The following is a 22,999-nucleotide window of genomic DNA, read 5'->3' on the forward strand; positions in this document are numbered from 1 at the left end:
GTCGATCGCGCGACAGGTCGTATCTCTCCGTGGCAACTCGCGACGGCGCGTCTCATCGCCTCGGGACATGGCCACATGCCGGCATGTGGCATGGCCGAGCGCCGAGGGCGGTCGATCGCGTGAGCGCGCGTGTCATCGACTCAGCGCGCGGCCAGTGGCTCGGCGCAGAGGTCGATCGCGCAGGGGTGAGTTGCTACGTGGCAGTCGTCAGCACAGGTACATGCCGCACATCGTGATCCGGGCCGCGCTCCCCCGCAACCGGTTTTTTCGGACCACCACCGTCGGACCACCACCGTCGGACCAGCGCCGCCGGCTCCCCGCGCGAGCCGACGCCGAGCTTCGGACAGGCCTTCCAGAGGTGGTGGCCGACCGTTCGCGAACTCAGGAAGAGCCGGGCGGCGATGTCCCGGTTGGACATCCCCGGGCGGCGAGGCGGACGATCTGCGTCCCCTGAGGCGTCAGGCCGGCGCAGTGCTCCGGTGGTGCGCACGGCGGTCGTCACCCGCCAGGTTGGAGCACCGACCTTGACCAGCCGGTTCGCCGCCCCGGACGGTGACAACCGCCGTGACCGGGCGAGGCAGGTGACAACGATCTCGACCACTTGGTGACAACCACCTCGACCGGTCGCAACTCTCCGTGCACCCGGCCGCTCGCGCAGCCCGTACGGGCCGTGGCACGGCCGCCGGCGCCCCGCCGGGAACCCGGACGACTTTCTGCGGCGCGGGCCGAATCCTTTGGAGCGACCCGCGCCTCTTATAAACGTTCCGACAAACGTCGGGTACGGGATCCGGAGGTAGTGATGATCATCGGAATCGGCATCGCCGTCGCCCTGGTGCTGCTCTGCACCTGCATGCTGGCCGTGAAGCGCAAGCGAGCCGGGCGTGGCTGAATCGACCTGGCCCGGCGAGCAGTTGATCGCCGCCGCGCAGGCCGGCGACGTCGACTCGATCGCCGCGCTGGTGTCGGGATCGCACCCCAATGTGCAGCGGTTCGCCCGTTCCCTCTGCGCCACCCCGGAGGACGCGGAGGACGCGGCGCAGGAGGCCCTGATCATCCTGTACCGCAAGATCGGGATGCTGCGGGCCTCCGGCGCCCTGGCGTCCTGGATGTTCCGCATCGTCCGCAACGAGTGCCTCCGGCGCGCACGGACCCGGTTGCGGGACCACGGCGCACCGCTGCGACAGGACGTCTGCGTGGACTCCGCCGAGGAGGCCGCCCTGCGCCGCCTGGAAGCCGGCACGGTGGCGGCCGCGGTCGCCGCCCTGCCCCCCGACCAGCGCCGAGTGCTGATCATGCGGGACGTCCAGGGCCACAGCGGCCGGATGGTCGCCGACGCGCTGGGCCTCAGCACGGCGGCGATGAAGTCCCGTCTGCACCGGGCCCGTTCGGCGATCCACCGGACGCTGCGGCCCACCATCTGAATCCGCCCGTGGAGGGAACGATGACCGGAACGAAGCCCGGAACGAAGCCCGGAACCGCCGCCGGCCCCGGGGGCCCCGACTTCGCGAGCAAGTCCCTGACCGAACACGTCGTGCGCGGCGTGGTGGGCATCGGCTCGCTGATCGGCTCGGTCGCCCTCGTCCCGGCGGTCGGGCCGGTCGGCCTGGCCCTCCTGCCGGTCGGCCTGCTCGCCCTGCGCGGCTGCCCGACGTGCTGGGCGATCGGCTTGGCGCAGACCGTCTCGCGGGGCCGCCTCCAGCGCTCCTGCGAGGACGGCCGGTGCAAGCTGGCCGTCGCCGACCGCCACGACGAGCACGGGGAGGAGGTGCGGTCGGCGTTCACGGGCTCCACCGTCTGAGCGGCTCCCACCGGAGGGCGGCAGCGGGAAGGCGGGGGCCGAGGGGCGGCGGGAGGGCTCGTCCCGTCGAAGTCCGGGCCTCCGCCCACGCGGCCCCGTGTTCCGCCGGTCGGGCGGCGGCACTCGCCCGACCGGATTACCGACAAGCGTTTTTTCCTTGACAAATTTTTTTGTCGGCTGGATGCTGGAACGGTGCTGGAAGTCGCCGTGATCGAAGAACCCGCCGCGGCCGAGGCCTCGCTGGACCCCATGCGGTCACGCCTCCTCGCCGCCCTGACCGAGCCCGGCTCGGCCGCCATGCTGGCCGCCCGGCTGGGGCTGCCCCGGCAGAAGGTCAACTACCACCTGAAGGAACTGGAGCGGCACGGCCTCGTCGAACTCGCCGAGGAGCGTCGCAAGGGCAACGTCACCGAACGGGTGTACCGCGCCACCGCGGCCTCCTACGTGATCTCCCCCAACGTCCTGGCCGCCGTGAGCCCGGACCCCGCCCGCTCCCCCGACCAGCTCTCCGCCCGCTGGCTGCTGGCGCTCGGCTCCCGGCTGGTGCAGGAGGTCGGGTCCCTGCTGACCGGCGCCTCCCGGGCCCGGCGGCGGGTCGCCACCTTCGGCATCGACGCGCAGGTGCGGTTCGCCTCCGCGGCCGACCGGGCCGCCTTCGCCGAGGAGTTGGCCCAGTCCGTGGCCGCCCTCGTCAGCCGCTACCACGACGAGTCCGCCCCTGGGGGCCGCAGCCACCGGGTGGTGGTCGGACTCCACCAGATCCCCTCCGCACAGCCCGGGGCGGAGGCGGGGGCGACCGGAGCCGGGGCCGAACCGGCCGGGACCGGACCGGAGACCGACGCCGCCGGCAGCGCGGCAGAAGGCGCCGGAACCGCACCGAACCAGGAGAACCCACGATGACCCACCCGTTCGAGATCGAGCTGGAGACCTCCCTCCCGGCGAGCCCGGAACAGGTCTGGGAGGCGATCGCCACCGGACCGGGACTCGACTCCTGGTTCATGGGCCGCAACGAACTGGACCCGCGCGAGGGCGGCACCGCCGTCATGGAGACCGGGGGCCACCGCGCGGAGGCGGTCGTCACCGCCTACGAGCCCGGCAAGCGCCTGGCCACCCGTACGGCCGCCGGCGAGGACGGCCGGTTCATGGCCTTCGAGTACCTGATCGAGGGCCGGGACGGCGGTGCCACCGTGCTCCGCGTCGTCCACAGCGGCCTGCTCGGCGACGACTGGCAGGACGAGTACGACGCGCTGCGCCGCGGCTGGCCCTTCCACCTCCACACGCTGCGCGAGTACCTCACCCACTTCCCCGGGCGCACCGCCGTCCCCGTCTTCGCCGCCGCGCCGTCGGCCGGCCGGCCGGAACCGGAGGTCCGGGCCCTCCTCGCCCACGCCCTGTCGCTTCCGCTCCCGGTCACCGCGGGCACGCGGGTCCACGGCGAACCGGCGGGCCTGCCCCCGCTGGACGGCGAGGTGGCCTGGGCGGACGACGAACGCTTCGAGGTCCGCACCGCCGACGGGCTCTACACCTTCCACCACGGCTCCGGCCTGGTGCTGATGTTCCACCACCTCTTCGGCCCGGCTCCGGACGGGTCCGAGGCCGCCTGGCAGCAGTGGCTGTCCGGGGTCCTCGGCTGACCTGCTCCTTCCTGCCGTTCGGACCTCCCCGACCGGCCCGTCGATCCGACAGCCCCGACCGGCCTGACCGGCCCGACCGCTCCAGATCCGCACGAGAACCGAGGAACCACCCATGCGCACCCTGATCAGCACCGCTTTCATCTCGCTCGACGGCGTCGTCGAGGGCCCCGGCGGCGAGCCCGGCTACCGCAACTCCGGCTGGACCTTCAAGGACATCGAGTTCCTCCCCGAGGCGTTCGAGATCAAGGGGCGGGAGCAGGAGGAGGCCACCGCGATGCTGCTCGGCCGGGTCAGCTACCAGGCGTTCAGCCCGGTGTGGCCGGACATGCCGGAGTTCGCCCGCTACAAGACGCTGCCGAAGTACGTCGTCTCCACCACCCTCACCGAGGACGACCTGGTGCCGAACTGGGGCGGGACCACCATCCTGCGCTCGCTCGACGAGGTCGCCGCGCTGAAGGAGACCGAGGGCGGCCCGATCATCGTCCACGGCAGCGCCGCCCTGAACCGCGCCCTCTCGGACGCCGGTCTGATCGACCGCTACCACCTGCTCGTCTTCCCGCTGCTGCTCGGCGCCGGCAAGCGCCTGTTCAGCACGACGGACAAGGACACCCAGAAGCTGAAGCTGGTCGAGCACGAGGTGTACGGGAACGGCCTGCAGAAGCAGGTCTTCGACGTCGTCCGCTGACCGCTCCCCGGCTGCTCCGCTCCCCTGCGTCGGCGGCGAGAGCGTCGACGGGGTCGGGGCGGGGGCGGCCCTCCTGTCCGGTGTCCCGTGTCCTGTGTCCTGTGTCCCGTCCCGGACCGTCAACGCTCCTCTGCGGTGCGCCAGATGAACACCTCGCTGCTCGGCTGCCGCTCCGAGAAGAGCCCCGGCGGCGAGGTCCGGGCGAGGACGCCGCGGAGGTCCGACTCGAAGGCCGGGCGGCGCTCCGCGAAGAGGTGCGGGGCCGAGGAGGAGAGCGCGAAGACGCCCGCGACCGCCTCGTCGGCCGTGCGCTCCAGCGGTCGCCCGCCCGGGACGACGATCCGCTGCGGGCCGGTGAAGCCCGCCCGGGCGAGGACGGCGGCCTCGTCGCCCGGCGTGCCGTGCGGCAGCAGTCCCTGCCCGGCGCGGCGGACCGGGCCGAGGTAGTGCCGGACCAGCTCGCCGATCGCGGCGTACGGGACCGGCGGGTGCGGCAGCCCCTCGGTGGGCCGCGGTTCGCCCTTCAGGTCCGAGACGTGCGCCAGGGCGCCGCCGGGCCGCAGCACGCGCCGTACGGTCGCCGCCACCAGGTCGCGGTCCATCCAGTGGAAGGACTGGCCGAAGGTCGCCAGTGTGAAGGTGCCGAGGCCCGACGGCAGTTCCTCGGCCCGGGCCCGCACCCAGGTGGCCTTGGGCTCCGCGGCGCCGGCCCGGCGCGCCTCGGCGATCATCCCGGCGTCCGGGTCCACTCCGACGACCTCGCCGAACAGGTGCGCCAGGCCCAGCGCCAGCGTGCCCGGCCCGCACCCCACGTCGAGCAGCCGCCCCCGCCCGTCGAGCCCCAGCGCCTCGGCCAGCGCCTCCGCCAGTCCGGGGGCGTACGGGAGCCTGCCGCGGGTGTAGTGGGCGGCCGTTCCGGCGAACAGCGTCTCGTCCCAGGACCAGGGGTCGTCCGTCATGGCTGCTCCTCCAGGGGTCCGGCCGGGGGCGGCCGGGAAATCCGGCCGGGGCGGCCGGGGGTAGCCGGGGGTTCGACCAGGGATCCGGCCTCGGGCGAACGGAGTTGATCCTGACACGAGTTGACTCCTGGCCAGAAGTTCGCGGGGCGGGAAATCGATGGACAGGCATTCCGTGATCAGCAGACTGATCCCATGACCGTGACAGATGACAAGACCGACCTTCGGATCTACATCCAGGACGCCCGCGACGCCCTGCTCTGGAAGCTCGAAGGCCTCTCCGAGTACGACCTGCGCCGCCCGCTCACCCCCACCGGAACCAACCTGCTGGGCCTGGTCAAGCACGTCACCGGCGCCGAGGCCCTGTACTTCGGCGACACCTTCGGCCGCCCCTTCCCCGAACCGGCCCCCGTGTGGATCACCGGCGGGACCGAGCCGAACGGCGACCTGTGGGCGCGGGCGGACGAGAGCACCGAGGAGATCACCGGGCGCTACCGGCGGGTCTGGGCACACTCCGACGCCACCATCGAGGCCCTGCCGCTGGACGCCGTCGGCAAGGTCCCGTTCGGCGCCGGACACGAACAGACCCTGCACCGGGTACTCGTCCACATGATCGCCGAGACCCACCGCCACGTCGGACACGCCGACCTGGTCCGCGAACTCGTGGACGGCGCCACCGGCCAGCGCTCCGACGGCGCCAACACCGCCCCCGGCGACGCCGACTGGTGGCGGGCCCACCACGACCGCGTGGAGCAGGCGGCCCGGCAGGCCGGCGGCCTGGCCTGAGCCGGAGGGGTTGGAGAGCCGGAGGGGACGGAAAGTCGGAGGGACCGAGGGGACCGGAGGGCCGGAGGGGGCCGGGGCCGTCAGCTCTCGTGCGGGGCCGCGTCCGCGCCGACGTGCCGCACCACGGCCGCCGCCCGGTCGGCGAGGGGCCCCGGGGCGATCGGGACGCACACGTACCCGAACCCGGCATAGGCCTCCCGGTGGATCCGCTCGAACCGCAGCGACTCCTCGTACGAGATGCGCCGGGCCTCGGACGGGGCGACGAAGCCCGGGCTCTCCACGAAGAACACCCGCCGCTCGTACACCCCCGCCTCCCGGATGCGGTCGAGCTCCCGGGTGAGGGCCCGGGTCACCGGATGGCCGAGGTACACCGCCAGGGCGTACGTGCACACCGGCGAGCGGTCGAAGAACCGCACCTCCCCCGGCCGGCCGACGGCCTCCTCCTGCCGCCGCCGCTGCAGGTCGACCACCGCGTCCACGAACGACGGGTCCGTCCACGGCTCCGGCTCGCCCTGGGCCTGCCGCAACGCGATGACGTCCGTCGCGGCCTCCTCGACCACCGGATGGCCCGCCCACTCCAGCCACCGCAGGATCGCCGTCTTCCCGGCCCCCGGGGTGCCGGTCAGCAGGTAGCGCTTCATCCCCGCACTCTACGGGCCGGGTGGAGCGGCAGCGAAGCGGCTCCCTAGGGTGTCGGGCATGGGGACCTCCGGCGTGACGGGTACGGAGCAGGGCGCGAGGGTGACCGTCCGGTGCGCGGACTGCGGCGGCGACGCGGTCCGGAGCTTCGGACAGTTCCTCCTGCACGGACGGGAGTTGTGGTGGGACGCCGAGCGTTTCTGCCCGCAGTGCGGCGCCGCCTGCTGCGAGGACGCGGGCCCGGAGGCCGCACCCCAGGACGTCCGCGAGACGCTGCTGACCACCCACGGACCGGCCCGGCTCCGGCTCACCGGGCCGCTCACCGACCCGGTGGCCGCACTGCGGACGCTCCGCGAAGGAGCGGACATCACACTCCGGCAGGCGCGGGAACTCCTCGACGAGCTGCGGGACTTCGGCCTCAACGGGACAGCCGTCGAAATGGCGTACTGGCGGGCCCGGCTGGCCGGGCGCGGAATCGAGGCGGAGGTGGCGGACGGCCTCGGGAGGGCGTACCGGTACGTGGGGCCGCCGGAGTTGTGGGCGGCGGGTGACGGCACCGGCGGTGGCGGTGGCGGTGGCGGTGGCGGTGGCGGTGGCGGTGGCGGTGGCGGTCAACTGTTGCGGACGGAAGGCGAGTTCGCCGCCTGGGTGGAGGGGCGGTCGGCGGAGGAACTCGCGGAACCGTTCACCTTCGTGGTCGACCTCGGCGGCGCGCTGCGGCTCGCTCCGCGCCGCAGCGAGCATGTGGACTGTGCGGGCGGGAAGTTGGTGCTGAGCGCCGGGGAGATCGGGTTCCGGCGGTCACCGGACGGATGGGAGGTCGAGACGGTCAGCAACCACTCCACCGGCTACTGCCCCGACACCACGTCCTGGCCCGCCGTCGCCGCCGCCCTCGCCCGCCTCCGACTGCCGCACCCCGACGCCTTCACCCACGCGGTGGTCTTCCGCCGCTGCCCCCGGTGCGCCCGCTGCAACCTCGTCCGCGAGGAGCACTACGCCTGCGTCTTCTGCGACGCGGACCTGCCCGAGCACTGGAACGTCGACCGGGCCGCGCTGCCGTGAGCCGCCCGGGCGCGCTCCCCTCCGCCCCCGCACGGCGAGCGCCCCGGGCGACCAACCCGAACCACCCCGCCCCCGGCCGGCCGCTCACACCGACCCGCCGCCGCACCCCTCCCCCGCTCGGGAGTCCTCGGTGTTGTCGGGCCGGGCCGCTAGGGTCTGTGGGTCACGGGGCAGGCAGGGAAAGGGTTGGGGCACGTGGGATTTGTGCGGGCGGCGGAGCTGCCGGGTGAGGTGGTGCACGAGGGGAGTCGGGAGTTCCTGGTGCGGGAGGGGCTTCCGGCGACCGGGGCGTTCCTGGACTTCGAGGCGCTCGGGGACGGGGAGCTGACGGCGTTCCCGGCGGAGGCCGAGCGGCTGTTCGTCCTCGGGGAGACGGAGTACTGCACGCCGTTCGCCGCCGGCGGGAGCCTGGTGCTGCTGGACGGGGTGACCGGCGAGGTGTTCCTGGACAACGGTGGCCCGCGGCGCGACCTGCTGGCCTCCGGCGTGGCCGCGCTGGCGGGCCTGGTGCGCGAGGTGGACGCGGTGGCCGAGGGGGCCCGGCGGCCGGAGGCGCTGGACGGGCGGCGCGGGCCCACCGTGGTGGCCGAGGTGCTGGCGGGGGCCGAGCGGCGGATGCGGGAGATCGATCCCGGGCTGTTCGACGACGGGTCCGCGCCGCCCCCGCACTGGGGCACCGCGCTGCTGGTGGGGGCGTTGGGCTGGGGCGCGCTGCCGGGCGGGCCGGGCGGGCCCGCGTACGAGACGGCCCCGGAGCTGGTGGCGGAGCTGGCGGCGCTGACGGACCAGGACGGCGGCCCCGGCCGGGTGCACCGGTTCCGGCCCGAGGAACTGCCCGCAGCTCTCGTGCACGAGCCGACCCGGCGGCTGCTGACCGAGGTCGGCCTGCCGCTGGGCGGGGCGATGTTCGGGGTGTGCGAGGAACCGCTGGTCACCATGGGCGAGGCGTACCCGGAGTACTTCGACGGCGAGGAGGAACGGCCGTACCAGCGGGACTTCCTCGCCCTCGGGGACTGGCCGACCGACCTCACGATCGCCCTGGACGGCGCCACCGGCCGGCTGGAGCTGCCGGACTGGTACGACGACGGCCACCCCGAGGCCTACCTGAACCGCGACCTGTCCGCCCTGCTCTACGCCCTCTGGACCTACGAGCGGCTGCGCGCCGAGTGGGACCGCTGGGACTACGGCCGGGCCCGGGACACCTGGGCGGTGTTCGATCCGCAGGCGCTGCTGAGCGCGGTGGTGGACCGACTGGTGGAGACCGTCGACCCGGAGGCGTTCGCCTCGCCCGGCTGCTCCTGGCGACTGCTCGCCGAGGACGGGCACATGGGCGGCCTGCTCGGCTGAGCGCTTCGCCCGGACGGGCTCCGGTGACGGGCGGTGGCCGGGGCGCCCGGCGACGCGCTGGCGCACCGGCCCGCCGGTCGACGCGCTGCGGGCGGCGGGAGGGGTGGCGGGCGGCGGGAGGGGTGGCGGACCGGTCGACGCGCTGCGGGAGGGGTGGCGGGCCGGTCGACACGCTGCGGGAGGGGTGACCGGCCGGGCGTAGGCTGAGCCGATTCGATCACTTGAGAAGGCGTCGAAGGGAGCTGCGAGGGATGCGCAGCGATACGGGGGAGCTCTACCGCGCGTTCGCGGAGAGGGAGGCGCACGGCAACTCGCCGATCTACCAGGAGCTGGCCGAACGCGTCGCCGAGGACCGGCAGTTGTGTGCGCTGCTGGACGGGCTGCCCATCGCGAAGCGGCAGCCGAACCTGTTGTTCGGCGCGGTCCGGCACCTGGGCGGGCCGGTGACGGAGGGCTGGCCGGCCTTCCACGGCTGGGTGGCGGAGCACTGGGCCGGGGTCTCGGCGACGATGCTGGAGCGGCGGACGCAGACCAACGAGGCGGGCCGCTGCGCCACCCTGCTGCCGCTGCTGGCCGCGCTGCCGCAGCCGCTCGCCCTGATCGAGGTCGGCGCCTCGGCCGGACTCTGCCTGTACCCGGACCGGTATCGGTACCGGTACGTGGCCGGAGACGGGCGCAGGAGTGGGGGCGGGAGCGGGAACCGGAGCGGGAGCGGGAGCGGCAGCGGCAGGGGCAGGGGCAGCCGGGCCGGTACCCCGGTCGCCGAGTTCGGCGCCGAGGCGAGCCCGGTGACGCTGGACTGCGCGGTGAGCGGTCCGGTACCGCTCCCCGGATCCCTGCGGGAGCGGCTGCCCGAGGTGGTGTGGCGGGCCGGGATCGACCTCAATCCGCTGGATGTGCGGGCCGAGGAGGACGTGCGCTGGCTGGAGTCGCTGGTCTGGCCCGAGCAGGCCCACCGGCTGGACCGGCTGCGCGGCGCCGTCCGGGTCGCCCGGGCCGAACCGCCGCTGCTGGTGCGCGGCGATCTCAACGCGACGGTGGGTGAGTTGGTGGCTCGGGCCCCGGCGGGGTCGACGCCGGTGGTGTTCCACAGCGCGGTGCTCGCGTACCTGTCGCCGGAGGAGCGGGAGGAGTTCGCGGCGACGATGCGCGAGCTGCCCGGGCACTGGATCTCCAACGAGGCGGTTTCCGTGCTGCCGACCGTCGCCCGACGCCTCCCCCGCCCGGCCCCGGCCGGCTCCGGACTGTTCGCGCTCGCGCTGGACGAGCGGCCGGTGGCCTTCACCGGGCCGCACGGGCAGTCCCTGGACTGGTTCGGCGAGGCGTGGCCCGGCGAGGCATAGAGGCAGATGAGGCAGAGAGGCACAGGCGGCGCACGGCGGTGTGCGGCGGTGTACGGCGGTGTGCGGCGGTATGCGGCGGTGTGCGGCAGCGGGCAAACCGGCGGGAGTCTCGGGCTTGAAGCTGCCGCAGCGGCAGCTTCTACCGTCGTGACCAGGGCCGGAGAACCGGCCCCGGTCCACGCGAACGTGGGGACGTGGAGAACGAGGGAGGCGGCCATGGCCTGGCCCATCGCCGATGTGGCCCGGATGTCCGGCGTGACCGCCAGGACGCTGCGGCACTACGACGAGATCGGACTGCTGCCTCCGGCCTGGATCGGCTCCAACGGCCACCGCTACTACGAGGAACGGCAGTTGCTCCAGCTGCAACAGATCCTGGTACTGCGGGCACTGGGCGTGGGGCTGACCGAGATCGCCCGGATCCTGGGCGATCAGGTGGACGAGCTGGAGGCCCTGCGGGGCCACCGCCGCCGGCTGGTCGCCGAGCGCGACCGGCTCGACGCCCTGGCCACCACTGTTTCCCGCACGATCGCCGACCTGGAACGCTCCCGGAAGGACGGCACGCCCATGACCATCAACCGCCCCGAGAACCTGTTCGAGGGCATCCAGCCCGACGACGTCGACGCGAGCCTGCGCGACTTCCCCGAGCACGCCGAGGCGGCTCGGCGCGCGACCGCCGCGATGTCTCCGGCCGAGATCGAGGCCGGACAGCGCGAGCGGACCGCCCGCATGATCCACCTGGCGGAGCTGCTGGCGGCCGGCCACCCGGCCGACGCCGAGCCCGTGCAGAGCACGATCGACGAGGAGTACCAGCAGCTCCGCACCATCCGTTCGGTTCCGGCCGAGGAGTACCTGGCGATCGCCCGTTCCTGCACCGAGAACGAGCAGTGGAGCGCCGCGTACGAGGCCATCGCCCCGGGCCTGGCCGCGTACCAGCGTGCCGCCATGGAGGCGTACGCGGCGGCGCGGCTGTCCTGAGCCGGGTCGGGCCGGACCGACCCGGCCTGGCCCAACCCGGTCCGGTCCGGTCCGGGAGCCTTACGGGGGGCTCCCGGACCGGGCCGGACGCCGGGTGGCTCCGCTCCTGGTCCTTTCTCCTTGTCACTCCGTGCGCAGCGCCGAGACCGTCCGGGTGCGGGCCGCCCAGGTGGCCGGGAGGGCGGCGCCGAGCAGGGCCAGCACCAGGCCGCCGAGTATCAGCGGCCCCGCCACCGGCGGGGCGAACACGGCGAGGTCGGCGTCCGGCACCCCGATTCCGGCGGCCCTGGCCATCGCGGGCATCACCTGGTGGTGCACCAGGACACCGATCGGGACTCCGATCAATCCGGCCGCCAGCCCGCTGCCGCAGACCGAGGTGAGCACCATGCCGACCGTCTGCCGGGGCGCCATCCCGAGCGCCTTGAGCACCCCGAGGTCGTGCACCCGTTCCCTGGTGTCCAGCAGCACGGTGTTGAGCACCCCGAGCCCCGCCACCACGGAGAGCAGCAGTGTGAGCACGCCCGCCAGGGTGTTCATCGCCAGCACCACGATGTTGAGGTCCTCCCCGCCGGGTTCGGCGCCCAGGCCCATCGGCTTCACGGCCTGGTCCAGCCCGTCGGCGTAGGACTGCGCGTCGGTGCCCGGGGTGAGGTCGACGTGGAAGGCGAGCGCCTCGGCGTGGATCGCGCCACCGAGCGGCGCCAGCGTGGCCCGGTCCGTGAACACCACGTCGTGGGTGGTCATGACCTCGCCGGTGATCTTCGCCGGGGTGCTGCGGCCGTGGTCGGTGAGTGTGACGGTGTCACCGACCTTCGCCTCGTTGGCCCGCAGGAAGGCGGCGGCCACCACCACCTCGCCGGGGCCGTGGAACCAGCGGCCGGAGACCAGTTGGAAGCCGCTCCAGGAGGCGTCGCCGCTGAACGCGACCACCTCGGAGCGCCCGGTGTTCCCGGCCAGGGCGACCGGGGCCGGGGCGGTGCTGTACCAGGCGCGGGTGCCCGGCCGGGACTCGACGGCCTCGGCCACGGCCGCCTCGTCCACGTGGTCGACGGGCTGCGCGGCGCCCTCGATCGGGACCTGGACCACCACCTTGCCCGCGCGGTCGGCCGCCAGGCCCTCCTGGATGGAGCTCAGTGAGAGCGTCAGACCGACGCAGAGGGTGACCCCGACCGTGCCGAGCACCACGGCGGCACCGGTGGTCGCCGAGCGGCCCGGCCGGTTGAGCGGGGAGGCCAGCCCGAGGCTGAACGCACGTGGCACCGGCAGCCGGCCGATCAGGTCCTGCGCCCGGGACAGCGGACCCGCCGCCCCCGCCCCGCCGGCCGTGCGGCGGGCGGCCGCCCGCTTGGCGCCGGGAGCCGTCCGGCCGACCGCGAGTGCCTCCACCGTCCGCAACCGCCCGGCCCGCAGGGCCGGTACCACCGCGGTGCCCGCCACGGCCGCAAGCGCCGCCACCGCGACCACGGCGTCCACCCAGACCGGGATGCCGAGCAGCCCGCCGCGCAGGGCCTTGTGGGCCAGCCCGAGGACCGGTACGGAGAGCAGGTTTCCGAGGAGCACGCCGAGCGCCGTGCCGAGCCCGGCGGGGATCAGCGCCTGGCCGACGTAGGCGCGTGCCACCTGGGCGGGCGTGAAGCCCAGGGACTTGAGGATGCCGATCCGCCGGGTGGCGGCACTGACGGCCCCGCTGACCACGACACCGATGATCAGCACCGACATGGCCAGCCCGAGCACCCCGAAGGCCGTGACGAACGGGACGAAGGTCGAGGCCGTCCGGTTCGCCTCCTCCCGGGCGGGCCGGTAGGAGGTGACCGCGGCGAGCGCGTCACCGGGGACGGTGGCGGCCAGCGCGGCGCGGTCCGCGGCCACCTCGGCGTCGTCGTCGGCGTGGGCGAAGCGGTAGAGGTACTGGACCGCGGGCGCCGTGCCGGGCGCCGCCAGCCCGGCCACCTGCTCCGGGGCGACCCAGCCGTCCGCGCTCCAGGAGACCGAGGCCGCCAGGCCGACGACCTTGAGCGTCGGGTGCCCCGGCCGGTCCGGGAACTCCATGCTGTCGCCGACCGCCAGCGGGGAGCGCCCGTCCAGGAACACCACCTCACCGGGGCCCGCGATCCAGCGGCCTTTGGTGATCCGCAGGCCGTCCAGTGGGCCGTCCTGGGCACGGCCGACCAGCGTCATCGGCGGCAGCGGGCTCCCGGCCGGCGGGATCCGGGTGTCGGGGCCGGAGCGCGGCTGGACGGTCACCGCCTGGTAGGGGCCGGCCGTGGCCGTCACGCCGGGCGCGTGGGCCGTCGCGGCGAGCTGGGCGGGGCTCGCTCTCTCCCCGTCGTACACCACGCCGAGGTGGGCGCCGCGCTGGTCCGCGAAGGAGCGCTGGTAGGGGCCCTGGGCGGCGACCAGCAGCCCGAGCGCGAGGATGCACGCCGTCACGGACACCATCGTGGTGAGCACCATCACCAGTGTCTGCACCCGCCGGCGGCCGACCCCGGCGCGCACCACCTTGCCGAGCGCGCTCATCGGCCACCGCCCGGCGCCGGCGCGGCCGCCGTGTCCCGGACCAGCCGGCCGTCGAGCAGTTCGATCGTCCGGTCGGCACAGGCGTCGGCGAGCGCGGTGTCGTGCGTGACCAGCAGGATCGTCTGGCCCTCCGCGTTGAGCCCGCGCAGCAGGTCGCGGACGTCGGCGGCCGAGGCGGTGTCCAGCGCTCCGGTGGGCTCGTCGGCCAGCAGCAGCGGCGGACGGTTCATCAGCGCCCGGGCCACCGCGACCCGCTGGCGCTCGCCGCCGGAGAGCCGGCCGGGGAAGGCCTTGGCGTGCCGGGCCACTCCCAGCCGCTCCAGCAGTTCCCCGGCCCGGGCCCGGGCCGGCTCCCGCCGCATCCCCGCGAGCTGGGCCGGGAGCAGCACGTTGTCCTCCGCGGTCAGGTCGTCCAGCAGGTTGAAGAACTGGAACACCATGCCGATCCGCGCCCGCCGGTACTCGGCCAGCGCGGCCTCGCCGAGCCGGTGCACGGCGACGCCGTCCACCTCCACCTCGCCCTCGCTCGGGCGGTCGAGGCCGGCGACCAGGTTCAGCAGGGTGGACTTGCCGCTGCCCGAGCGGCCGAGCACGGCCAGCGCCTCGCCGGCCCGGACCTCCAGGTCGAGCCCGGCCAGGGCGGGACGGGCGGCGTCGGATCGCTCGTACGTCTTGCTGACGCCGCGGATCCGGATGATCGGCGCGTTCACGGGCCCTCCACTGTTCGGGGTCCGGCCCCGGGAACCCCGGGCCGGCTGACGGGACATGACGCTACGAATCCGCGGCGGGGTGCCGACAGCCGTCTGGACGGCCTCTGCGGGGTGTATCCAGATACACCCCGAACTGGGTGTTCAGGCCTAGAGCGCCGGGCGACCCGGACGGGCAGACTGACCCGTCGAAAGATCGGAACCGGGGTCCGCGGGGCTTCGGGGCGACGGCTTCGGGTCCGCCGCTCCGGGCCCGCGGCTCCGAGGTCCCCGGACGGGGGCCGCGGAAGGGAGAGGGGGCGCGTCATGAACGCGGGAGTGCTGGAAGAACTGGCCCTGAGGGTCGGCCGGGCGTGCGCGGACGGAGTGCGGGCCTGGTACGCGGCGACGCTGGCCGTGACGGGCTTCCTCGCGCTGCTGGCGGGGCCGGTCCTGCTGGCCTCCGCGCTGTTCGGACCGGACGATCCCCTGGACCTCCACCCGGGCGGACCGCTGATCCTGCTGGTGCCGATGGGGCCGGTCGCCCTCTGGGCGCTCTGCTGGGCCACCGGGGGCGGCGGCCGGGCGGTCGGCGCCGCGCTGTTCGCCCCGGGGACGATAGCGCTGATGGCGACGCACCTCTACGGGGGTGCCGCGCCCGGCGGCCGGTCCGGCTCGCTCTGGCTGGCGCCCTCGCTGCTGGTGCTCGGGCTGTTCGGGGCCCGCTGGGTCGCGACCGAGAGCAGGCGGACGGTCGGGAAGTGGAGCGGGCGGCCGATCCCGGTGCCGTACCGTCGGCCGGTCGGGGCCGGGCCCTGGCGACGGCTGCGCACCGGCGGCTGGCTCACCGACCCGGCGACCTGGCGGGACATCGCCTGGACCCTGCTCACCGGCGCCGCCGTGCTGCTCACCGCCGCGATCGTCCTGCTGACCCCGGTCGCCCTGGAGGTCTTCGGCCGGAACGGCCGGTTCTTCGCCCTGGGCGTCGTCTACGGGATGGGTCTGACCGTCGCCCCGTTGGCCGTGCTGTGGGCCGCCCCACCGGTCCTGCGCTTCCACGAGAAGGCCGCCCGGGCCCTGCTCGGGCCCTCCCGGCGGGCCGAGCTCGCCCGCCGGGTCAGCCACCTCGCGCGGACCAGGGCGGACACCATCGACGCCGGCGCGGCCGAGCTGCGCCGGATCGAACGGGACCTGCACGACGGGGCGCAGGCCCGGCTGGTGGCCCTGGGCATGCTGCTGACCGTGGCCGAGCAGCTGAAGGACGATCCGGACGCCCTCGGGCCGCTGCTGGCCGAGGCCCGGCTGTCCTCGGTGAAGGCGCTGGGCGAACTGCGGGACCTGGTCCGCGGCATCCACCCCCCGGTGCTCGCCGACCGCGGCCTGGCCGACGCGGTTCGGGCGACGGCGCTGGACATGCCGCTGCCGGTCGGCTTCAGCGGCGACCTGCCCGGCCGGGCATCCGCCCCGGTGGAGTCGGCGGCCTACTTCGCGGTGACGGAGCTGCTGGCCAACGTGGTCAAGCATGCCGGGGCCTCGCAGGTGTGGATCGAGATAGGGCACAGTGACGGACTGTTGCGGATATCGGTCACCGACGACGGGCGCGGCGGCGCCGACCCGTCCCGGGGAACCGGCCTCAGCGGAACCGAACGCCGACTGGCCGCCTTCGACGGGGTGCTCGCGATCAGCAGCCCGTCCGGCGGGCCGACCATTGTGAACCTGGAGATCCCGTGCGCGTTGTCATCGCCGAAGACCTCTTCCTCCTCCGGGACGGCCTGACCCGGCTGCTGGAGGCCAACGGCATGAAGGTCACCGCGGCGGTGGAGGACGGAGAGCAGCTGCTCTCCGCGGTGGCCGCGGACCGCCCCGACATCGCCGTGGTCGACGTCCGCTTGCCGCCGGGCTTCACGGACGAGGGCCTGCGGGCCGCACTCGCGGCCCGCCGGGCCCACCCGGGCCTGCCCGTCCTGGTGCTGTCGCAGTTCGTGGAGCAGCTCTACGCGCGCGAGCTGCTCGCCGGCAGCACCGGCGGGATCGGCTACCTGCTCAAGGACCGGGTGATGGACGGCACCCAGTTCATCGACGCCGTCCGGCGGGTCGCCCAGGGCGGCACCGTCATGGATCCGGAGGTGATCACCCGACTGCTCACCCACAACTCCTCGGCCGGCCCGGTCTCCACCCTCTCGCCGCGCGAGCGGCAGGTGCTGGCGCTGATGGCGGAGGGCCGGTCCAACGCGGCGATCGCCCAGCAGCTGGTGATCACCGAGCGGGCGGTCGCCAAGCACACCGCGTCGATCTTCGTCCGGCTCGACCTCCAGCCCTCCGATGACGACAACCGTCGGGTCCTGGCCGTCCTGGCCTACCTCAACAACTCCTGAAAGGAGCCGCCATCGCCCGCGCTCCGGCATCGACCCCGCACAACTTGATAGATCACCGACAAGTGGTGAGTGGCCCTCCGCCGCACGGGGCTCGCCTGCTGCAGAACGGGTCAATTAGGCTGGTGAGGTGCTCATCCTTGTTCGCCGCCGCCACGTGGACCTGCTCCGCGTGACGACCATGTCCTGTCGACGCTCCGGCTGAACCTCGCGCCACCCACCCTCACCGGCGGCCCCTGCCCGGCCGCCACCACCTCCCGGCTCCCCGAGCACCCGCCGCACCAGGCGCTGCTCCCGCCGTCCCCGGTCGACCACCGGGACCAGCCGGGACGAGACCCAGCGGATGTCACACATGACGCAGCAGTACACGCCCATATCCGAGACCGGCACCGACTCCGCCCCGGCGGACGCCCTCCCGGTGATCGACCTGTCGCTCGCCGACGGCAGCCCGGAGGACCGTCGCCGCCTGCACGACGAGCTCCGCGACGCGGCCACCGGCGTCGGCTTCTTCCAGCTCGTCGGCCACGGTGTCACCCCGGACGAGACCACCGCACTCGCCCGGGCCATGCGCGCCTTCTTCGCACTCCCCGAGGCCGACCGGCTCGCCGTGAGCAACCTCAACTCCCCCCACTACCGGGGCTACACCCGCACCGGCGACGAGCGCACCGGCGGCAGCCAGGACTGGCGCGACCAGCTGGACATCGGCGCCGAGCTGCCCCCGCACGTCCCCGGCACCGGCGAGCCCCCGTACTGGTGGCTGGAGGGGCCCAACCAGTGGCCCGAGGCGCTCCCCGAGCTGCGCACCGCCGCGCTCGGCTGGATCGACCACCTCGGCGGGGTCGCCCGCCGCCTGCTGCACGAGCTGCTCACCGCGATCGGCGCCCGCCCCGACTTCTACGACGAGGCCTTCGCGGGCCACCCCCACCTGCGCCTCAAGCTGGTCCGCTACCCCGGCAGCGCCCCGGACGGCACCGGTCAGGGCGTCGGCACCCACAAGGACTACGGCTTCATCACCCTGCTGCTGCAGGACACCGTCGGCGGCCTCCAGGTCGAGCGCGCGGACGGCACCTTCCTGGACGTCCCGCCGCTCGACGGCGCCTTCGTCGTCAACCTCGGCGAGCTGCTGGAGGTGGCCACGGACGGCTACCTCAAGGCCACCAGCCACCGCGTGGTCAGCCCGCCCGGCGCCCGCGAGCGCTTCTCGGTGCCGTTCTTCTACAACCCCCGCCTCGACGCCCACATCGAGCCGCTCGACTTCCCGCTCGCCCACCACGCCCCCGGCGCCACCGAGGACCCGGCCAACCCGCTCTTCGCCGACTTCGGCCTCAACGAGTGGAAGGGCTACACCAGGGCCCACCCCGAAGTCACCCGCCGCCACCACGCCGCCCTCGCCTGACCCCCGCGGCGCGGAGTCCGCACCGCACCGATGCTCCCCACCGGCAGCCCTCCGGCCCGGGCCCCACGCGGGGTGCCCGGGCCGGAGGGACCCGTCGGCCCAGCGCCGTCGGAGCGGCGGCAGGACCGACACGGTCGACACGACCGACATCACGTAGCGGATCGCCGGCAGCGCCCCGAGGCGGAGAGAGCGTGCTCACCGAGGCGCTGGTGGACGTCGGACTGCTCGTCTCCCCCGCGCCCCGCCGCTGCGCCTACCCCCACGACCTGCTCCGCCGCTGCGCCCGCGGCCTCGCCACCGGACGCCGGCCGTCCTCCTGAGCCGGTGCACCGATGGACCCGGGGCGACGGGCACTGTCACACTGCTGCTGTCACAGCAGGAGTGTGCCAGCGCGGGAGGCGGCGGGTGGGGGAGCACGGCGGAGTGGGGGTCGGGTTGCGGCTGACGGTGGACGAGCTGGCGGCGCGGGCCGGAGTGACGGTGCGGACGGTGCGGTTCTACGGGACGAAGGGGCTGCTGCCGCCGCCGGAGCTGGGGCCGCGGCGGGTGGGGCTGTACGGGGCCGCGCACCTGGACCGGCTGGAGCTGATCGAGGAGTTGCAGCGGCAGGGGCTGACGCTGGCGGCGATCGAGCGGTACCTGGCGCGGTTGCCGCAGGACAGCTCACCGCTGGACCTGGCGATCCACCGTGCGCTGGTGGCGTCCTGGACGCCGGAGGCCCCGGAGGAGGCCACCAGGGCTCAGCTGGAGCGGCGGGCCGGGCGGGGGCTGACGGAGGAGCAGGTCGGGCGGCTCGCCGCGATGGGGGCGCTGGAGCGGACGGCGGATCCGGAGGTGTTCCGGGTGGATCCCGGACTGCTGCCGCTGGGCGTGCGGATCCTGGACGTGCCGATCCCGTTGGAGACGCTGCTGGCCGCCCGGTCGGTGGTGGTGGAGCACAGCCGGGCGACGGCCCGGGAGCTGCAGCGGCTGTTCCGCGAGACGGTGTGGAAGCCGTACCGGGAGAGCGAGCCCGCGCCCCAGGAGCTGGCCCGGATGCGGGCGCTGACGGACCACATCCAGCCGATGGTGGCGCAGGCGCTGGTCACGGCCTTCCAGCGGTACCTGCGGGAGGAACTGGGCGAGGAACTGCGCCAGGAGCAAGGGCAGGAGCAGGCCCAGGAACAGGAACAGGCCCAGGAGCAGGTACAGGCATAGGGGTACGGGTAGGGGCGGAGGCCCGGTGGGGCCGTGCGGCGCACGGCCCCACCGGGATCCGAGCAGGGCGTCGGGTCAGTCCGTGAAGGTCCGTCCCTCGGCCGCCACCCGCTCCAGCAGCGCCGGGGGCGCGAACCGCTCGCCGTACGCGGCGGCGAGTTCGCGGGCGCGGGCCGCGAAGCCGGCCGGGCCGCCCTCGTAGCCGTTGATGTACTGGAACACGCCGCCCGTCCAGGCCGGGAAGCCGATGCCGAGGATCGAGCCGACGTTGGCGTCGGCGACCGAGGTCAGCACGCCCTCCTCCAGGCAGCGCACCGAGTCCAGCGCCTCGCTGAACAGCATCCGCTCCTTGAGGTCCTCGAAGGGGACGTCCGCCGCCCCTGCGGGGAAGTGCTCCAGCAGCCCCGGCCAGAGCCGCCCGCGCCTGCCGTCCTCGCCGTACTCGTAGAAGCCCGCGCCGCCGCTGCGTCCGGGGCGGCCGAACTCGTCGACCATCCGGTCGACCACCGCGTCCGCCGGGTGCGGCGTCCAGGTGCCGCCGACGGCCTCGACCGAGCGCCGGTACTCGTCCCGGATCTTGCGCGGCAGGGTGAGGGTGAGCTCGTCCATCAGGGAGAGCACCTTGGCGGGGTAGCCGGCCTGGGCGGCGGCCTGCTCGATGCTGGACGGGTGGACGCCCTCGCCGACCATGGCGACGCCCTCGTTGAGGAACTGGCCGATCACCCGCGAGGTGAAGAAGCCGCGCGAGTCGTTGACCACGATCGGGGTCCGGTCGATCTGCCGGACCAGGTCGAAGGCGCGGGCCAGCGCCTCGTCCCCGGTCCGCGGGCCGCGGATGATCTCGACCAGCCGCATCTTGTCGACCGGCGAGAAGAAGTGCAGCCCGATGAAGTCGCCCTGGCGCTCGACGCCTTCGGCGAGCACGCCGATCGGCAGGGTGGAGGTGTTGGAGCAGAGCAGCGCGTCAGCGTCGACCACGCCCTCGATCTCCCGGAACACCTTGTGCTTGAGCTCGGTGTTCTCGAAGACGGCCTCGATCACCGCGTCGCAGCCGGCCAGGTCGGCGGCCTCGGCGGTGGGGGTGATCCGGGCCAGGAGCTCGTCGCGCCCGGCCTCGGTGGAGCGCCCGCGCGCGACGGCCTTGTTCAGCAGCCCCTCGGAGTAGGCCTTTCCGCGTTCGGCGGCCTCGACGCTGACGTCCTTGAGCACGACGTCGATGCCGGCCTTGGCGCAGGCGTAGGCGATGCCCGCGCCCATCATCCCGGCGCCGAGCACCGCGACCTTGCGGACCGGCCGCTTCTCGACGTCCTTCGGGCGTCCGGCGCCGGAGTTGACCGCCTGCATGTCGAAGAACAGCGCCTGGATCATGTTCTTGCTGGTCTGTCCGCAGACCAGCTCGGTGAAGTAGCGGGCCTCGACGGCCATCGCGGTGTCGACGTCCACCTGGGCGCTCTCCACGGCGGCGGCCAGGACGTTGCGCGGGGCCGGGTAGGGCGCGCCGTTCAGCTGCTTGCGCAGGTTGGCCGGGAAGGCGGGGAGGTTGGCGGCGAAGGCCGGGGTGGCCGGGGTGCCGCCGGGGATCCGGTAGCCCTTGACGTCCCAGGGCTGGACGGCGCTCGGGTTGGCCTCGATCCAGGCGCGCGCCCGGGCGGCCAGCTCCTCGGGGGTGTCGACCAGTTCGTGCACCAGTCCGTGCTCCAGCGCCTGCGCCGGACGGTACTGGCGGCCCTGGAGCAGGAACTTCAGCAGGGCGTCGGTGATGCCGAATAGGCGGACCGTACGGACCACGCCGCCGCCGCCCGGCAGCAGGCCGAGGGTCACCTCGGGCAGGCCGATCCGGCCGGCGGGGGTGTTCAGCGCGATCCGGTGGTGGCAGGCGAGGGCGATCTCCAGACCGCCGCCGAGCGCGCTGCCGTTGAGGGCGGCGACGACCGGCTTGCCGAGGGTCTCCAGCGTGCGCAGCGAGCGCTTGATCCGCATCGACTTCTCGAAGACGGCCGCGGCGTCCTCGGGGCGGGCGGCGGAGAGCATCCGCAGGTCTCCCCCGGCGAAGAAGGTCTTCTTGCCGGAGGTGATCACCACGCCGCGCAGCGCGTCCGAGGACGCCAGGGCAGCCAGCCGCGCGACGACGGTCTCGAAGTCGGCGGCGAAGGCCTCGTTCATGGTGTTGACGGACTGGGCGGGGTCGTCGAGGACGAGGGTGACCACGCCGTCCTGGTCCTGCTCCCAGCGGATGGTGGTGGTGTCGCTCATGGGTTCACGGTCTCCAGGTCTACCGGTCTGCGGAGGAGGTGCCACGCCCCGCGTGTCCCGGGAAGGGTGGCGGCGGGCGACGGGCTGGCTCAGATGCGCTCGACGATGGTGGCGATGCCCATGCCGCCGCCCACGCAGAGGGTGATCAGGCCGTAGCGCAGGTCGCGCCGCTCCAGTTCGTCGATCACGGTGCCGAGCAGCATCGCGCCGGTGGCGCCGAGCGGGTGGCCGAGCGCGATCGCGCCGCCGTTGACGTTCACCTGGTCGTGGCGGAAGCCGAGTTCGCGGATGAAGCGGAGCGCGACCGCGGCGAAGGCCTCGTTGATCTCGACCAGGTCGATGTCGGCGGCGGTGAGCCCGGCCTTGGCGAGCGCCTTGTGGGTGGCCGGGGCGGGGCCGGTGAGCATGATGGTCGGCTCGGAGCCGGAGACGGCCGCGGAGACGATCCGGGCGCGCGGGCGCAGCCCGTACCGTTCGCCGACCTCGCGGTTGCCGATGGCCACCAGCGCCGCGCCGTCCACGATGCCGGAGGAGTTGCCCGCGTGGTGGACGTGGTCGATGGCCTCGACCCAGTGGTACTTCTGGAGGGCGACGGCGTCGAAGCCGCCGGCCTCGCCGATGGCGGCAAAGGAGGGCTTGAGGCCGGCCAGGGTCTCGACGGTGGTGCCGGGGCGGATGAACTCGTCGCGTTCCAGCACGACCAGGCCGTTGCGGTCGCGCACCGGGACGACCGAGCGGTCGAACAGGCCGTCCGCCTGGGCCTTGGCGGCGCGGGCCTGGGACTCGGCGGCGAAGGCGTCCACGTCGGTGCGGGAGAGGCCCTCGATGGTCGCGATGAGGTCGGCGCCGATGCCCTGCGGGGCGAAATTGGTCTCGTAGGCGGTCATCGGGTCGGCGAACCAGGCACCGCCGTCGGAGGCCATCTTCACCCGGGACATCGACTCCACGCCGCCGGCCAGGACGAGGTCCTCCCAGCCGGAACGGACCTTGGCGGCGGCCAGGTTGACGGCTTCCAGACCGGAGGCGCAGAAGCGGTTCTCCTGGACGCCGGCGACGGTGTCGGGCAGGCCGGCCGCGATGGCGGCGATCCGGGCGATGTCGGAGCCCTGGTCGCCGACCGGGCTGACCACGCCGAGCACGATGTCGTCGATCGCGGCCGGGTCCAGCCCGGGGTAGCGGTTGCGCAGCTCGTGGATCAGTCCGACGACCAGGTCGATCGGCTTGGTGCCGTGCAGCGAGCCGGAGGCCTTGCCCCGGCCGCGCGGGGTGCGGATCGCGTCGTAGACGTACGCTTCGGTGGTCACGGTGGAACGCCTTTCAGCGGGTTTCGGGGCAGGGGGTGGGCGGGGTCGC

At 74.2% G+C, this 22,999-nt stretch carries 21 protein-coding genes and 1 pseudogene; 15 read left to right on the top strand and 7 right to left on the bottom strand.

The window, feature by feature from the left end; translation table 11 throughout:
• Positions 1-193 precede the first annotated feature (193 nt).
• Positions 194-462, bottom strand: a pseudogene (locus tag ACFVHV_RS07275) (response regulator transcription factor); the annotation flags it as partial.
• A gap of 419 nt (positions 463-881) precedes the next feature.
• Between ACFVHV_RS07275 and ACFVHV_RS07280 the strand changes: the two are divergent.
• The 5 genes from ACFVHV_RS07280 to ACFVHV_RS07300 all read left to right on the top strand — a co-directional run bounded on the left by ACFVHV_RS07280 (position 882) and on the right by ACFVHV_RS07300 (position 4,117).
• On the top strand, positions 882-1,421 hold the full coding sequence (locus ACFVHV_RS07280; protein ID WP_380349455.1) for an RNA polymerase sigma factor: 540 nt from the start codon (positions 882-884) through the stop codon (positions 1,419-1,421).
• A 20-nt stretch (positions 1,422-1,441) separates the two neighbouring features.
• A complete protein-coding gene (locus ACFVHV_RS07285; protein ID WP_380349458.1) occupies positions 1,442-1,798 on the top strand; it encodes a hypothetical protein in 357 nt (118 codons plus the stop codon).
• A gap of 192 nt (positions 1,799-1,990) precedes the next feature.
• Positions 1,991-2,698 (top strand): ArsR/SmtB family transcription factor, encoded by a 708-nt coding sequence (locus ACFVHV_RS07290; RefSeq protein ID WP_380349461.1) that lies wholly within the window; start codon positions 1,991-1,993, stop codon positions 2,696-2,698.
• Positions 2,695-3,432, top strand: coding sequence for an SRPBCC domain-containing protein (locus ACFVHV_RS07295; RefSeq protein WP_359900119.1), 738 nt, complete (start codon positions 2,695-2,697; stop codon positions 3,430-3,432). The genes ACFVHV_RS07290 and ACFVHV_RS07295 overlap by 4 nt, the downstream gene beginning before the upstream one ends.
• Positions 3,433-3,544: 112 nt before the next feature.
• Positions 3,545-4,117 carry a dihydrofolate reductase family protein gene (locus ACFVHV_RS07300; protein WP_359900117.1) on the top strand — a complete coding sequence of 191 codons (573 nt, stop codon included), beginning with the start codon at positions 3,545-3,547 and terminating at the stop codon, positions 4,115-4,117.
• 119 nt (positions 4,118-4,236) lie between these two features.
• On the opposite strand, the gene ACFVHV_RS07305 is transcribed toward ACFVHV_RS07300, so the two are convergent.
• Entirely contained in the window at positions 4,237-5,076 is an 840-nt protein-coding gene (locus ACFVHV_RS07305) for a class I SAM-dependent methyltransferase (RefSeq protein WP_380349465.1), read from the bottom strand.
• 192 nt (positions 5,077-5,268) lie between these two features.
• On the opposite strand from ACFVHV_RS07305, the gene ACFVHV_RS07310 reads away from it, so the two are divergent.
• On the top strand, positions 5,269-5,859 hold the full coding sequence (locus tag ACFVHV_RS07310; protein WP_359900114.1) for a DinB family protein: 591 nt from the start codon (positions 5,269-5,271) through the stop codon (positions 5,857-5,859).
• 80 nt (positions 5,860-5,939) lie between these two features.
• Here the strand turns inward: ACFVHV_RS07310 and ACFVHV_RS07315 are convergent, their stop codons facing one another.
• Positions 5,940-6,500 carry an AAA family ATPase gene (locus tag ACFVHV_RS07315; RefSeq protein WP_359900112.1) on the bottom strand — a complete coding sequence of 187 codons (561 nt, stop codon included), beginning with the start codon at positions 6,498-6,500 and terminating at the stop codon, positions 5,940-5,942.
• 58 nt (positions 6,501-6,558) lie between these two features.
• Between ACFVHV_RS07315 and ACFVHV_RS07320 the strand changes: the two genes are divergently transcribed.
• From ACFVHV_RS07320 to ACFVHV_RS07335, 4 genes are all read left to right on the top strand, one after another.
• Entirely contained in the window at positions 6,559-7,560 is a 1,002-nt protein-coding gene (locus ACFVHV_RS07320) for a hypothetical protein (protein ID WP_380349469.1), read from the top strand.
• A 195-nt stretch (positions 7,561-7,755) separates the two neighbouring features.
• Complete coding sequence (locus ACFVHV_RS07325; protein WP_359900108.1) at positions 7,756-8,907, top strand: SUKH-4 family immunity protein; 1,152 nt, start codon at positions 7,756-7,758, stop codon at positions 8,905-8,907.
• A gap of 251 nt (positions 8,908-9,158) precedes the next feature.
• Entirely contained in the window at positions 9,159-10,250 is a 1,092-nt protein-coding gene (locus ACFVHV_RS07330; protein ID WP_380349473.1) for a DUF2332 domain-containing protein, read from the top strand.
• A 216-nt stretch (positions 10,251-10,466) separates the two neighbouring features.
• On the top strand, positions 10,467-11,225 hold the full coding sequence (locus ACFVHV_RS07335) for a MerR family transcriptional regulator (protein WP_359900104.1): 759 nt from the start codon (positions 10,467-10,469) through the stop codon (positions 11,223-11,225).
• A 123-nt stretch (positions 11,226-11,348) separates the two neighbouring features.
• Here the strand turns inward: ACFVHV_RS07335 and ACFVHV_RS07340 are convergent, their stop codons facing one another.
• Together ACFVHV_RS07340 and ACFVHV_RS07345 are read right to left on the bottom strand one after the other, a co-directional pair.
• A complete protein-coding gene (locus ACFVHV_RS07340) occupies positions 11,349-13,742 on the bottom strand; it encodes an FtsX-like permease family protein (RefSeq protein ID WP_380349476.1) in 2,394 nt (797 codons plus the stop codon).
• Positions 13,739-14,452 (bottom strand): ABC transporter ATP-binding protein, encoded by a 714-nt coding sequence (locus tag ACFVHV_RS07345; protein WP_380349479.1) that lies wholly within the window; start codon positions 14,450-14,452, stop codon positions 13,739-13,741. Before ACFVHV_RS07345 ends, ACFVHV_RS07340 begins: the two co-directional genes overlap by 4 nt.
• 303 nt (positions 14,453-14,755) lie before the next feature.
• Between ACFVHV_RS07345 and ACFVHV_RS07350 the strand changes: the two genes are divergently transcribed.
• From ACFVHV_RS07350 to ACFVHV_RS07370, 5 genes are all read left to right on the top strand, one after another.
• Positions 14,756-16,204: a histidine kinase gene (locus ACFVHV_RS07350; protein ID WP_359900099.1), complete on the top strand. Its 1,449-nt coding sequence runs from the start codon at positions 14,756-14,758 to the stop codon at positions 16,202-16,204.
• Positions 16,156-16,803, top strand: a complete 648-nt coding sequence (locus ACFVHV_RS07355; RefSeq protein WP_359900097.1) for a response regulator transcription factor — start codon at positions 16,156-16,158, stop codon at positions 16,801-16,803. Before ACFVHV_RS07350 ends, ACFVHV_RS07355 begins: the two co-directional genes overlap by 49 nt.
• Before the next feature lie 349 nt (positions 16,804-17,152).
• Entirely contained in the window at positions 17,153-18,196 is a 1,044-nt protein-coding gene (locus tag ACFVHV_RS07360) for a 2-oxoglutarate and iron-dependent oxygenase domain-containing protein (protein ID WP_359900096.1), read from the top strand.
• 191 nt (positions 18,197-18,387) lie between these two features.
• Positions 18,388-18,516 (top strand): hypothetical protein, encoded by a 129-nt coding sequence (locus tag ACFVHV_RS07365; protein ID WP_380349484.1) that lies wholly within the window; start codon positions 18,388-18,390, stop codon positions 18,514-18,516.
• 103 nt (positions 18,517-18,619) lie between these two features.
• Positions 18,620-19,393: a MerR family transcriptional regulator gene (locus tag ACFVHV_RS07370; RefSeq protein WP_359900094.1), complete on the top strand. Its 774-nt coding sequence runs from the start codon at positions 18,620-18,622 to the stop codon at positions 19,391-19,393.
• A 75-nt stretch (positions 19,394-19,468) separates the two neighbouring features.
• Here ACFVHV_RS07370 and ACFVHV_RS07375 read toward each other — a convergent pair whose 3' ends face one another.
• Entirely contained in the window at positions 19,469-21,646 is a 2,178-nt protein-coding gene (locus tag ACFVHV_RS07375; protein WP_359900092.1) for a 3-hydroxyacyl-CoA dehydrogenase NAD-binding domain-containing protein, read from the bottom strand.
• A gap of 89 nt (positions 21,647-21,735) precedes the next feature.
• Positions 21,736-22,950 carry an acetyl-CoA C-acetyltransferase gene (locus ACFVHV_RS07380; RefSeq protein ID WP_359900090.1) on the bottom strand — a complete coding sequence of 405 codons (1,215 nt, stop codon included), beginning with the start codon at positions 22,948-22,950 and terminating at the stop codon, positions 21,736-21,738.
• Positions 22,951-22,999 lie beyond the last annotated feature (49 nt).

Source organism: Kitasatospora sp. NPDC127116 (assembly GCF_042677365.1).
Classification (GTDB): Bacteria; Actinomycetota; Actinomycetes; order Streptomycetales; family Streptomycetaceae; genus Kitasatospora; species Kitasatospora lactacystinica.